The following is a 12,335-nucleotide window of genomic DNA, read 5'->3' on the forward strand; positions in this document are numbered from 1 at the left end:
AGGTTTTTGTTAAAAGTAAAAAATTCATATAACTGTTCTAGCCTTTACTTCTGGGTGTGCTTTCTTTTGCTCCATTGCAAGACCATCCAATAACCAGCGTAATTGCCGATAACTAATTTGTATCGTTCCAGTGTCATTTTCATTTGGCCATTGAAATTTTCCTTTTTCCAATCGACGATAATAAAGCCAAAAACCATTATAGTCCCAGTGAAGAATTTTTAATTTATCTCGCTTTCGATTACAGAACACAAAATAGCTTGATGAAAAGGGATCTAAATCAAATCCCTCTTTCACCAAAGCAGCTAATCCATCAATGGATTTTCTCAAATCAGTACTTCCTTTTGCCAAGTAAACTCGTTCAGCTCTTGTACCAACTAACATGTTGATTTCAACGTCCTAACCACTTCTGAAAGAAAGGCCGGATCGAAACCAGGTTTTACTTCAATTGAAATCCCACTAATTTCAATCCGTAATGAATTTTCAACTGTTTGTGAATGATCTTCTAGGGTAACGGATGCCCATTTTGTAGACTTTCCTTGATTTTTTATTGGATTTTCAATTTTTCTTAACCAGTATTTAAACTGGTGAATACTCCATTGATTTTCCTTGCACCAGTTTACTTGAGTTTGACCGCTTTTACGATAGTCAGCGATTCGTTGTTCCCAAACCTTTCGTAATTCAGGATTCTTAGGCATAAAAAAACCTCCTTCAATTTCATCTTGAGGAGATTATCTCATGAAATTAGCACATCAAGAAGGTGTGCAAGATTTGACGCTTACATTACTTTACGCTTACCTAATTTCTCTGCTATTTGAGCATGAGTATAACCATCTTCCTTCATTTTCATTGCTTCTAGCATAAGTTCTACAGAATAAATTTGGAAACGTTTCCTTTTCTTGCCATAAAAAATCACCTCTTAAAGAAGTGTTGACCAAATAGGGATTTTTCAACATCTACTTTAAGGGGTGCAGTTCATCAAAAGGTGTGGATTATTTGACGCTTACAAATCCGCTGCTGGTAATTGACATCAATGGAACTAAGGGGAGTTATGGTAAATAAAGCTTCGATAAAAAGCTTGCAAAACTGTCGCTTACTTTTTCAACCCTATTTTCTTCATGAAGCCATAGGTAAATTGGCGGGTTTTTTTGATTTTCACTGTAATCAAAACATAAGTAATTACCACTGTTATCATTTGCAAACGGGATAAATTTAGAAGGTATTTTTCCTGATATCCAATTCATTACATCGAAAATATTTCCCTCTTCTTTTTGATTTAAAGATAATAACGATTTAACTGTACGTTCCTTCGTTTTTTCAGTATCGTATACATTAGGTTTCGGCCTAGCACCATTATAATTTAATACAATTTGCTTGTATTCTTCTGGAAATTCTATATCAAAATGCTTCTCAATATTAGAAATTGTTTCACTATCAATTGGTGATTTAGTAAATCTCCATTCAATTTGCGTAAACATCTTAATTGTCCCTCCTAAGTGTTTATTAACGATATAATGAACCTCCTCCCCATATAGTCCGTCCCCCGGTATGACCTGTTAGCGCATGAATCCTTTCATCAACTAATTGTAATTTTCCGACTTCCTCACTATGATGCCACGTAAATCCATCTGGTGTTTCCCCTGCTTTAATTTGTTCAAGTTGAAGATCGTTAAACTGCTTAGCTAATTCCGGGTTTTGTTGAATCGCTTCTTTAAGTTGTTCATTTGCATAGGAAAATTGCTGATAATCAGTATCTAAATACATATTTTCAGGTAGTTGCACATCAAAAACAGAGTCAAACTGAGGAAAAACTCCTTCGATTATTGTGCCATCTGGTAGTTCAATTACTTTCACTTCAAATGGTACACCTGTTTCCGGGTGAACAGTACCTTCTAAATGATCATTAAGCGTTTCTATTCTAATTATTTCTTGCCTTATCCCTTCATCTACTGCTATATCCATATTTTCAAAAGCGTTTAACGCTTCAGGCGTGGCTGATGCATTTTCAATTGTCTCTAAGGCAGACTCAATAGATGCTTCCTTTAAGCCTTCAATAGAAGATGTTTCTATCATTTTCTCTAAGGTCGCACCTGCTAAAGTTAATAATTCCATTTTTCTATTTCCCCTTATCTACTAAATTGGAGAACATTTGTTGCAAATGAGGTTTGTTTGCTTTTGCTGTTAGTATCAGTAAAACACGTTTTAATAACATTTTAAAATTAGGAGAATTATACGTTTTTAGAAATTCTTTTTTTAATTTTTCTTTTACTACTTCATAAAAAATATATACATTTTGTTTTTTATCATTTTCTGCAAAATTTAAGTTGTAAATACTATCTTCTATCAATTTTTGCGCTAATAAAATTGCTTCTCCATCCAATCCACTTGATTCATTCAACAAGCTCATATACGGTTCATCAGATAATAAACGTTCATTTGCTTCCGCAAGTAATGTATAAAGATTTGTACTTCTTCGATAGTTAATTAATTTTAACTCATTGATAGACCACTCATAATGACGATACTGAGTCATTGTGAGAAGATATTCTCTAATTTTATTGGAGATTTTTTTTATTTTTGAGAAGTAAGTATAATTATTTAAAAATTGATTTATACCTTGAACTAATATAGAAGTTAAAAATTGCTCTTCATTATTTTTATTAATTTCATAACCACTTTTATAAACAATTTGTAAAATGTTTTTTTCAACTAAATTAAACACTTCTTTTATATTAAAAATATCTTCGAACATTAAATTTCGATAAAGCTTTTGTATAAGTTCGAGAATTCTATTCTTAGTAAAATTGTCTTGTTCCATAATAATTTCAGCAATTGGATGGATAAATTCCTTTTCATAAATAAATGGATTAAATTTTTCTACAATTGTTTCCAATTGATTATCTGAAACAAACGTTAACTTTGATTTACTATGATAAATTAAAACATGAGAAGCTCTCTCCATTCCAGCTTTAAAGATAATAGCTTCTCCTTTCTTTAATCTTGAAATAGTAAACCCTTCCTTTGTTTCGTCTAAACCTAACGCTTGACACATACTTGCAATATCATCATATGACACGAGTCGATGAACAATCTTTAAATTTGTATTCTTAATCGTATCGGGCGCTAATTTAGTAGGAATTTGGTCTACAATAATCATCCCTTCGCCCATGGAACGAATTTCACTTAATAAATTACAAAAATGTTCTACTGCTTTTCCACGAATATTAACAGTTTCAGGATTTTGATTTGTCATTTGTTCATTTCTAAATAGACGGTGAGCTTCTTCTACAACTGTTACATGTTTCAGCGGATGATCAATCTGTCCAGCATTCTTAATTTTTAATGCTTGTGACAAACGTATAAAAAAGAGCCCCATAATTAAAGCTTTATCGTCATCATCCGCTACTTCCTCAAGTTCTAAAATTGTAGGATAACTAAGTAATTCATCGAAATCGAGGCATTCTTTAGTATTTAACATTAAACCTTTGCTACCAACCATCAAACTTTTTAATCGAGTTAGTAAAGCGGCGCGTATATTAGATTTTTGTTCTTCTGCATATCCTGATTTAGTAACATAGTCGTCAATTTCTTCATACAAATCTTGTAAAGTTGGAAAATAAGGTGTCGCTTCCTCATGACAACTAGCATACACATTCGTGGAATGATGCAAACTCCAACCATTTTTTTTGTAAATGGAATATAAACATTGTTCTAGTATGTTCGGCATTGAAGCATACATCGAAAATGCTGACATAAACACTGCCTTTAAAGAATCAATATGAGACAGAAGAGAAACACCTTTTGGAAAATAAAATGGATTAAGGCGAATCGGAGAGATGTTTTCATTTCCAACAGTATATACACGAACATTTTTGTTACGACTTAGTAAGTGGCGATACTCACGCTTAGTTGGTTCAATGACAAGAAAAGGGGCACTCAGATTTTCAAGCAATGATAATATTGTGTTCGTTTTGCCACTTCCAGTGATTCCTGTTACTAACCCATGCATTGTTAAATCTTCTTCCGATATTTTAAAACATTGCTGTAATTTACGTTCACGACTATACAAATAACCGATATGTATCCCTTTCTCTTGATCAACATTTACATTAAAATCTGCAACTTTTCTAACACTATATCCTATGAACTCTTCATCAGGAAGAAGCAAAAGATGAGTTAGTTCATCAGAAGTTAAAATTGTAGTTGCTCTACTGAAAAATCCATTCAATAAATTGCTCTCTCGCTCACGGTCTGGCAGAGTTCCCGAATCATAAAATTCCTTAACTGTCAAATCTTCAATCACTTTAAAACTAGGTGTATAGGATTCTGGTAGCATGGTTGTCAAAAGGGCCCCATTAACATAAGAGAATATTTCTCTAGAATCTGTAGCAATATAAATTGCAGTTTGCCACACCCCTCTAGTTGCCCCTTGCTCCAAGCGTTTTAAGTGAAAAGATAAGATATCAACATACTTAGTTATGTAGCTGTTTTCAAACTCGCTTGATTCATCTTTTGAATTAGATGTTCCTTTAGAAGTGGTACTACTTATATTCTCGCTTTCTGAAACGATAACCATACCTTTATTTGAATTATGACTTTTCGAATCAGATATTTGCACGGATTCTTGTTCTCCAGTTGTACGCGTTACTTTTCTCAATGGGGCGAATTGGTTATATTCATAACTAATATTTTCAGTAAGTTCAATAATCTCAGCTGTCTGTAATGGCTTGCACAAAATCATGATTTCAAACTTTTCTTCTAACTTCGAACGTAGCACAGCTCTAATCCATGATTTCGAATCTTCATTAATTTGTGCTGGAATTCCTAACGCATACCCATAGTAACGATAGTTATCAACTCCCTTTTCTTGTTGCTCGGTAATAACACCTGTAAATGCACTTTGGAGTATATCACTTGACTCCCTTTCACTGTAATAAGGGAAAGCAAAAGACAAAGTTGCCTTCCCTTGTCCATCCGAATTTATAAAAAATTGGAATGGCTGATTCATCCCTTGTAAAAAAAGAATTAGCTCATTTATCGACTCAACCAAAGCTTGACTAACTTTTTCTAAATTTTGTTCTGAAAGAAGAATTTCGCGTATAGCAATTCTTTTACCATTCTTTCCTTTTCTAAAAGGCATAGTCAGCTGTGTTGGCTCAAACTGAAGGAGCTGATTATATTTATCACGCGTTATCTCATTTTCCATAAATAACAGCATTGCTTTTTCCTCCTTTAACTAGCTCTCTTCAGTATTGCTTCATATTCTTTTTGAATACTAGTGATTACATTGTAAATATACTCTTCTACTTCATACTTTCTTTTTTGTAGAACCGCTTCAATCGGCAAAGTGTTGTCTTTTTGCTGTTTCGAAGTCATAGAAATTTCCGATTGTTTGTTTACATATTTTATATTTGTCCGCTCCTTACCTGACGCATAATTATTAACAAAACTGGATGCAACAAAATATACACATACTGCTCCGCCGATAACACCTGTGATTGCAAGAATAGCTGGTTTTCCAATTGCAGTTCCAAGAGCAAGACCTGTTACTCCCCCTGCAACAGCCCCTCCTGCGGTAGCATACATAATGTTTTGATTGCTGTTCTCTTTTAACGTTCTATTTTGAGAATTACTATGCAATACAACTCTTTGAACTAGCGATTCTTTTTTCGAATCACTAGAAAAGTTATAATCCATAGCAGAAATTTCTTTGTGAAAAAATTTGGTTTTTAATTCATTATAAATTTGACTCGCCTCTTCTGATTCAAAAAAATTTTTTAACTCGTCACGTATATTTAAAAGAATAGTATCTAGTTGAGATTGAAAAAAACGATTAATACCAGCTTTTTCTAATTTGATTAATTGTGGGTAAGAGTTTACTGAACGACTTTGAAACTGCTCTAATAAATCCTGATAATAAGCAGTCAAATAATTTTTTGTATTTTCAAGATACTGATTGAACTTCACTAATGTCGCCCTCCTCCAACACTAAAATATCTAAATACTTTTGACGAACTTCTTCATACTTCTGAGATAGACTTGAAACCTTTTGTTCAATAGCTGAAATAGCTTCTTCCATATCTTCTTTTTTGATTGACAGCTCTTCCTCAAGCTGTTTCATATTTCTCGTTTTCCATTTTTGGAAATGATCAATTTTTTCCTTTAATCCCTTTTTAACTTTATCATTAATTAATCGAATTTTCTCTTCAATTGAGAACTCAATCTCAGTAACTTCCATTCTTAAAACTTCTAAACTTTCATCAGTCACCTCATCGACCAACTGTCTAAAATCTTGCTGATAACGGTATTGGTTAAATTCTTTAATCATTTCTGCTTTTCCAAAAAAAGATTTAATCGCATTCAAAAGTCCCGGTTTTCGACTATAAGAAGTATTTTCATTGATTAAATCATCAATTCTTTCATTAATAGCCGGAGAGCATTCAAGAGCCGTTTCTTTGTAAAACTTCTCTACTTCATTACTCACTTCGTTTAACACTTGCTCTTTATTAAAGAAAGAACTATGATTTTCAATTGGTTGCAAATCTAGCTCTTTCACAAAATTATCAAGCACTTCTTTTTCGAAATCTTTAAATGCCCCAATAAATTCTTCCATACTTTTCGTATATCTTCGTTCTAATTGTTGGAAAACTTTTTGTATAAAGGTTTTCTTTGCTGTCTGTATATTAATTTTTAAAATATCAATGATTTCTTGCATAATACGTTTACCATTGTATTGATTTAACTCGTTTTTTCTTGCTTGCCACGCTTTCATTGATTGAATTTTCACTTGTTCAGTTAAAATTGGAGTCTCGTATTTTCGAATTTCTTTTACCAAATTTACAATAGGCGATTGTCCCCGTTCATTATATTCAAATTCTTCGATTACTCTCTTTTCTGTTTTCTGTTTTAATTCTTCCACATCACGTACAAAATCCCTTTGTAAACTTTCTAATTTCAGTTGGTAATTAACCTCTTCATTTTTAAAATTATTCTCTAACATTTGTATTCTTTGTTGTAATTCTTCCTGTTCTCTTTCAAACATACTCAATGTCAAACTTATCACTTCATCAATTAAATAATTATTTTTATACTCAAGGTAATCAGCTAACGTTTTTTCAACCTTTTCAATTTGACTGACTTCTTTAATAAGCGGAACTTTATCTTCTGTTAGTAGCGGACCAGCAACTGGATAACCTGTTTCCTCGTCTATAAATAAAATATCTCGATCAGACTGAAGTTCCTGCAAAGAAAATCTCCCTTTTTCATACATGCGCGATTTCATTGCAAAATAAGAGGAAACTTCAAGAATTTGCGGATTTGACAAAATCGGCTGAAGCACTTTTAGCAGTTCTTCACGAGCATGTTGAATCTCTTCCTTCTTAAAGCGATCTATTTTTGTAATAACAAAAAAGATATGTTTTCCTTCCGCATCTAAGTTGCTTCTTTTAGCATTTTCAACATAATTAGAAATAAATTCGGTAAAATGCACTTCCCCTACGCTGTCCGGAGAAATTAAGAAGAGGATCGCATGTGCTTCTGTTAAAATCCGTTCAGTAATATCTTTATGCTCTTTATAAGAAGAATACAATCCTGGTGTATCTATAATTTCAACCCCATCTTTTAGCAAATCAACATCCCAAAACACATCGACTGCTCGAACACTGTCTTCAACCCTAACAACAAACTCCTTTTCGCTTTCTATTCTTGTGACCGTCGTTTTTTCTTTCAAAAATCTTTTTAAGTCCTCAAAGGTAACTTGTGTATCATTTATACCCGGGTACTCTTCTTCCGTACCGTCATAATAATAAACTTTTATTTTATTTTCTTTCCCATATTTTAAAGTTGTGATTGTTGCTGTTTCTGCTAAAATGTTACGAGACAATAAATCTTCGCCGATCAATCCATTAATAAATGTTGATTTTCCCGCAGAAAATGGAGCGATCAGTGCAACCTTAAACGCACCTGACTTTAAATTTGCTAAACTTTTATTTATACCTGATTCAGTAATTACTTCATCATAAAAATAATTACTATTTTTGACTTCTTGGATAAGCTCTATTATTCGATTTCTTTTTTCAATAAATTTTTGAATCATACAAATATTTCCTCCCGTCTTTGCTGTAATACATTTTTAACAACGTCTATGCCGCTACTCTTAAACAGAACATTTTTCCAATTTTTTATTGTTGTTTTCGGTAAAGGAAATCCATTATCATCTACAATAACAATATCTTTATCTTTAATTAATTCTTCAGTTACTATATTGTCTAGTTTAGATAAAGGATAGCTATTTACTGGTATAAATAGTGTATCTGGAAATTTACGTTTCCATTTCCTAATTGCTTTTTCCATTTCAAATAATTGTATTTGATTGCTACCATCGACTAATAAAATCATGTTTCGATAACTATTAAGATTATCTTCTGTAATTTCATAAAAGTATCGGGAAGTAACTACTATGGTTTCCACTTCTTCTCTTAAAAACTCTAAATCGTCTTCCGTATCGATAACCTGTATAAATAAACTAATATCTTTCTGTAGTTCCCTTAGAAATAATGGATCAAGTCTATATGCAAATATATATTTTTTTGAAGGATCCCTCTTTATAGCTAAAAACTCCTTTTTAAGAAGCTTTTTTATTGCTTCTTCCAGCTTTTGTACACCTGAATATTCTATTAGCAGTTGAATATTGCGTTCATGAAGAATCTGTTGAAACGTTTTAACCGCACCATCCTTATGATTCGAGAATAAGAAAGTACTTACTACGCCCTCTGATTTATATCTTTGCATAACTTCATACCCAGTTAATGAAACAAATAGTATTTTCGGGTCTTTTATCAGTCTACTCAATTTTTTTTCTAAATCTTTATAAACAATGGCGACTTCCTCATTCGATATTTTTTCAATATCATTAATAACAAAAATCATACTTTTATCGTGGGCACCGAGTTGTTTAAGTCGTTGTATCGTATTAGTCAGGTGACTTGAGTTTGCTCTTTGGGAATTTAGTAAAAATATACTGATTGAATCTTTGGTAGGTATTTCTTTTTCTAAAGGTATATATTCATATGTAAATGAGTGAAAAAGCTCTTTTTTTGACTCTATGAACATCTGAAATTGATTTACGTACTTAGGTGTGTCATAAAATATAGAAACATTCATCCATGAATCTCCTCCTTTCGTAGCAATCTCCTAACGAATTTATTTATTTTTTGCTCCAAGATTTTGATATTGCTGTTTTCATATATTTTGGGAAGATGATGTTCTTCTAAAAGCGGACTTGGATAATACATACCATCGTCGTCGATTAAAAACATATCCCTGTCTCTTTTTAACTCTTCAATACTAATTAACTTCTTTTCATATGCTTTTACTTTAACTGCCCAATAGCCAGAAATATAGACAATAGGAGAATTTTTAAAAATTGGATTAAACAACCTTCTTACCTCTCCCATAACTGTATTTATGGATTGATAGTGCAAATCATATTTATTAACAGCAAATATAAAAGGAACATCCAATTCTTTACGAAATCTCACTAATTTATCCATGTACTGTTCTTTCCCTACTTGTTCAGGATCAATTAAAAAAACGATTATATCAAACTCTTTTAACGAATTTTCTGTAATTAAATCATGATGTTTATGAGGACCAAAAAAACCTGGTGTATCTATCCATTCAATCGATTTGTATAGACCAGCAAAAGGTAATGTGATATGAATTTTTTGAAAATCAGATGATATAACTTTTACACTAGAGCATTTAATAATATCTTCACGGAATTCTTCAAAACTATCATAACGTTTAGAAAAGATGTCATTTTCCGTCTCATAATATAATGAAAAGTACGGTGAATATGTAATATAGGTAACTACAGCTGTTTCAGCAGTTATTGCTTCTTTCAATATAGGTAAACCTAATAAACCATTTAAAACCGTAGATTTTCCATACGTGAACGGACTTACTATACCAACTTTTTGCGTTCTTAGTGGCTTTAAAAGAAACAAATCTCTTAACTTTTCTAATTCTTGTTGTTTTATGACCTCTTCTTTAATAATCATTTGCTTAAGAAGATTGATTAGAATTTGTTTATCATCCTTAGAATAATATGAAAATGAAGTTAAAATATTTAAAAATATTCCTTTATATCTTTGAGAAGGTAATTTTTCGATGAGCTGTGTCATTACCTTTTCTAAATCAATTTCATGTTTTAATAATTTATAACCTTCTCCGTATTCAATCGGTATCATATGGCCTATTTGGAATGACTTTCCATTATCTTCGTAGAAATATTTGAATATCCCTTTAAAGTTGTTCGAAAACTTTTCTTTAGATTTTGCAAAAATACTCAAATCTTTTCGTGAATTAATGTTTAATTCTATACACAACTTATTAATTGCTTTGATTAACAAAACTTCTTCTTGTATATCTGAAAAATATATTTCTTTTTCGACAAATAATTTATTTTTTTCAAATTTAGATAATATAAGCTCCGTTCCCTCTACTCCTCTGTACAAATGCATGATGTATTTTGTGACAACCTTTTTATTTTTAACTGGGCTACTTAAATAAAAAAAGACAAAACTTTGAATCTCAAAGTCTTTGATTAAACTACGAATTGTTTGCTGTAACTCTGCTCGATACAATCGTAAAATTGAATTAGGAAACACGAAAACATAGGGTCCAACACAGTTATTAGTGAGTTGGGAAAAAATATCTTTAATCATTTTCTCTATTCGACTCTTTACTTTTTCTTTGCGTATTAGTTCAAAAAAGTATCCCGAATCCCGTATAGGCCAGATATTTCTTAATACCTCAGCCTTTCTTCCGAATATAAAATCCCCGTTAATATTTTCATAGATATATGCTGGAAACTCTTTCGATTGTTGTTTATATAAACATTCAATACAATCTTCATAAAAAACAATATACGTTTTATCCAAACCACACACCTACCGAAAAAAAGCTAAAAGAATAATGATACATAAAAGTATATAATTCCATAGTTGGCCTTTCGACACTTTTCGTTCAAGTTCTACAAGCCTATCTTTAACCCTGTCTAAATCCCTTGAATGATTTGTGCTGATTGCTTTTATATGATCTTTTATAGCTTTAACACTATTTTCTTGATTTTGTTCCAATAAACCAATTGAGTAATCTATATTCTGAAACAATTCCTCTTGTTTTTGTTTATGTTTTAAATCTATATCTTTTAATAGAGCGACTTGTTTACTAAACTCCGTAGAAATGTGAGTTTCAAGCTTAGTATGTATAGAATTAATAAGCTTATTCTGATTCTCAATACTATGTTCTATTGCTTTTAAAACCTTTATATACTGTTCATTTTTTGCAAGTAGATGATTCGAATTTTCTTTAATTGCTTCTTTTACTTCACTAATGCCATCACTAACATCATTTGTTAGCTTTCTTATTAGCTTTTCTATTTCCTCATGGACAACTTTTAAATGTATAACTTCTTCTCTAACAGTCCCGAGCTCATCCGTTTGAGAGCAAAGTTTATCAACAATATCATTATTAATTAAAATTTGCTCTGCAAACTTTTCTCCTAAGCTGGCCAAGTAGTCAATCATAATATCTTGTTGCTTATTATGCATGGAATACCTTCCTTTTTTTCTAACTGTATAGTAAAAAAGAAGCATTTCTAACTTTATTTCCAAAAATTAATTGGGATAAAATGACATTTTATACAACTTACTACTTACTATTATATAAAATTATTTACAAATTTCGCACTAATTATAACAAAAAAAAACATCATAAGCTATTTAATTCCAATTTTCGAGCTAAAAATAAAACATACTAAGATTAGTAGCCCAGACCACGGCCATGGTCTGTGCTACTATTTTTTTATAGTAGAAGTGGAGAATAGGTCGTGACAGCCCCAGAACCTTGAGTTCGTAATGAAAAAACTGGCCTACTTCACTGCCCTTATAAGAATCAGTTTCAGTATGTTGGTTCCTTGAGATCGTGTATAAGAAAAGGGAATCGATAAGGTGAAGTGAAGACTTCTACATAAAAATCAGGAGGAATGTATATGAAAAGCGTCATAGCTTTTGATGTCAGTATGGGAAAAAGTTATATGGTGATTTATAACGCTGCACGTTCTTGTATTTTTGAGGGGGAAATTTTGCATAATCGACCCCATTTTGAACAGCTAAATAAACGAATCATCGATTTAGTACAAAAAAATGGACAAGTTCCAGCCATTGTATTGAAGCAACAGGCGTGTATTCCCGACCATTAGAGCGCTTTATGAATGATCACGGTTTTCCGTACTGTCTGTAACAGACAAAGCTAGAAGAACGTATATAGTCCAG

At 31.8% G+C, this 12,335-nt stretch carries 11 protein-coding genes and 1 pseudogene; 2 read left to right on the forward strand and 10 right to left on the reverse strand.

The features are described from left to right. Positions 1-24: 24 nt before the first annotated feature. The gene (gene tnpB, locus NSS70_RS11415) at positions 25-381 is read right to left on the reverse strand and encodes an IS66 family insertion sequence element accessory protein TnpB (RefSeq protein WP_003352857.1); all 357 of its coding nucleotides are present in this window, start codon (positions 379-381) and stop codon (positions 25-27) included. Next, the gene (tnpA, locus tag NSS70_RS11420) at positions 375-695 is read right to left on the reverse strand and encodes an IS66 family insertion sequence element accessory protein TnpA (protein ID WP_003352856.1); all 321 of its coding nucleotides are present in this window, start codon (positions 693-695) and stop codon (positions 375-377) included. The genes tnpB and tnpA overlap by 7 nt, the downstream gene beginning before the upstream one ends. 40 nt (positions 696-735) lie before the next feature. Here tnpA and NSS70_RS11425 point away from each other — a divergent pair, with 40 nt between their 5' ends. After that, positions 736-861, forward strand: coding sequence for a hypothetical protein (locus tag NSS70_RS11425; RefSeq protein ID WP_340881604.1), 126 nt, complete (start codon positions 736-738; stop codon positions 859-861). A 185-nt stretch (positions 862-1,046) separates the two neighbouring features. Here the strand turns inward: NSS70_RS11425 and NSS70_RS11430 are convergent, their stop codons facing one another. The 8 genes from NSS70_RS11430 to NSS70_RS11465 are packed head-to-tail and all read right to left on the reverse strand — an operon-like array spanning position 1,047 to position 11,612. Beyond that, positions 1,047-1,475, reverse strand: a complete 429-nt coding sequence (locus NSS70_RS11430) for an SMI1/KNR4 family protein (protein WP_327856882.1) — start codon at positions 1,473-1,475, stop codon at positions 1,047-1,049. 25 nt (positions 1,476-1,500) lie between these two features. Next, positions 1,501-2,109 carry an HNH endonuclease gene (locus tag NSS70_RS11435; RefSeq protein ID WP_339196402.1) on the reverse strand — a complete coding sequence of 203 codons (609 nt, stop codon included), beginning with the start codon at positions 2,107-2,109 and terminating at the stop codon, positions 1,501-1,503. Positions 2,110-2,113: 4 nt separating this feature from the next. Further along, a complete protein-coding gene (locus NSS70_RS11440) occupies positions 2,114-5,215 on the reverse strand; it encodes an ATP-binding protein (RefSeq protein WP_340881609.1) in 3,102 nt (1,033 codons plus the stop codon). 14 nt (positions 5,216-5,229) lie between these two features. Further along, positions 5,230-5,964, reverse strand: coding sequence for a hypothetical protein (locus tag NSS70_RS11445; protein WP_339196408.1), 735 nt, complete (start codon positions 5,962-5,964; stop codon positions 5,230-5,232). Beyond that, complete coding sequence (locus NSS70_RS11450; protein WP_339196410.1) at positions 5,942-8,092, reverse strand: dynamin family protein; 2,151 nt, start codon at positions 8,090-8,092, stop codon at positions 5,942-5,944. The genes NSS70_RS11445 and NSS70_RS11450 overlap by 23 nt, the downstream gene beginning before the upstream one ends. Further along, complete coding sequence (locus tag NSS70_RS11455) at positions 8,089-9,159, reverse strand: hypothetical protein (protein ID WP_339196412.1); 1,071 nt, start codon at positions 9,157-9,159, stop codon at positions 8,089-8,091. Before NSS70_RS11455 ends, NSS70_RS11450 begins: the two co-directional genes overlap by 4 nt. Beyond that, positions 9,156-10,940: a dynamin family protein gene (locus NSS70_RS11460; RefSeq protein WP_339196414.1), complete on the reverse strand. Its 1,785-nt coding sequence runs from the start codon at positions 10,938-10,940 to the stop codon at positions 9,156-9,158. The genes NSS70_RS11455 and NSS70_RS11460 overlap by 4 nt, the downstream gene beginning before the upstream one ends. Before the next feature lie 9 nt (positions 10,941-10,949). After that, positions 10,950-11,612: a hypothetical protein gene (locus NSS70_RS11465; protein ID WP_340881614.1), complete on the reverse strand. Its 663-nt coding sequence runs from the start codon at positions 11,610-11,612 to the stop codon at positions 10,950-10,952. 440 nt (positions 11,613-12,052) lie between these two features. Here NSS70_RS11465 and NSS70_RS11470 point away from each other — a divergent pair. Then, a pseudogene (locus tag NSS70_RS11470) lies at positions 12,053-12,300 on the forward strand (IS110 family transposase); the annotation flags it as partial. Positions 12,301-12,335: the final 35 nt, after the last annotated feature.

The sequence above is a fragment of the Aeribacillus sp. FSL K6-2848 genome, assembly GCF_038004325.1.
GTDB classification, from domain to species: Bacteria; Bacillota; Bacilli; order Bacillales; family Aeribacillaceae; genus Aeribacillus; species Aeribacillus composti.

Bases quoted from the DNA above. Each gene is read 5' to 3' on its own strand.
- NSS70_RS11440 (WP_340881609.1), bottom strand. From the start codon at position 5,215: ATGCTGTTATTTATGGAAAATGAGATAACGCGTGATAAATATAATCAG.
- NSS70_RS11465 (WP_340881614.1), bottom strand. From the start codon at position 11,612: ATGCATAATAAGCAACAAGATATTATGATTGACTACTTGGCCAGCTTA.
- tnpB (WP_003352857.1), bottom strand. From the start codon at position 381: ATGTTAGTTGGTACAAGAGCTGAACGAGTTTACTTGGCAAAAGGAAGT.
- NSS70_RS11450 (WP_339196410.1), bottom strand. From the start codon at position 8,092: ATGATTCAAAAATTTATTGAAAAAAGAAATCGAATAATAGAGCTTATC.
- NSS70_RS11435 (WP_339196402.1), bottom strand. From the start codon at position 2,109: ATGGAATTATTAACTTTAGCAGGTGCGACCTTAGAGAAAATGATAGAA.
- NSS70_RS11425 (WP_340881604.1), top strand. From the start codon at position 736: ATGAAATTAGCACATCAAGAAGGTGTGCAAGATTTGACGCTTACATTA.
- tnpA (WP_003352856.1), bottom strand. From the start codon at position 695: ATGCCTAAGAATCCTGAATTACGAAAGGTTTGGGAACAACGAATCGCT.
- NSS70_RS11455 (WP_339196412.1), bottom strand. From the start codon at position 9,159: ATGAATGTTTCTATATTTTATGACACACCTAAGTACGTAAATCAATTT.
- NSS70_RS11430 (WP_327856882.1), bottom strand. From the start codon at position 1,475: ATGTTTACGCAAATTGAATGGAGATTTACTAAATCACCAATTGATAGT.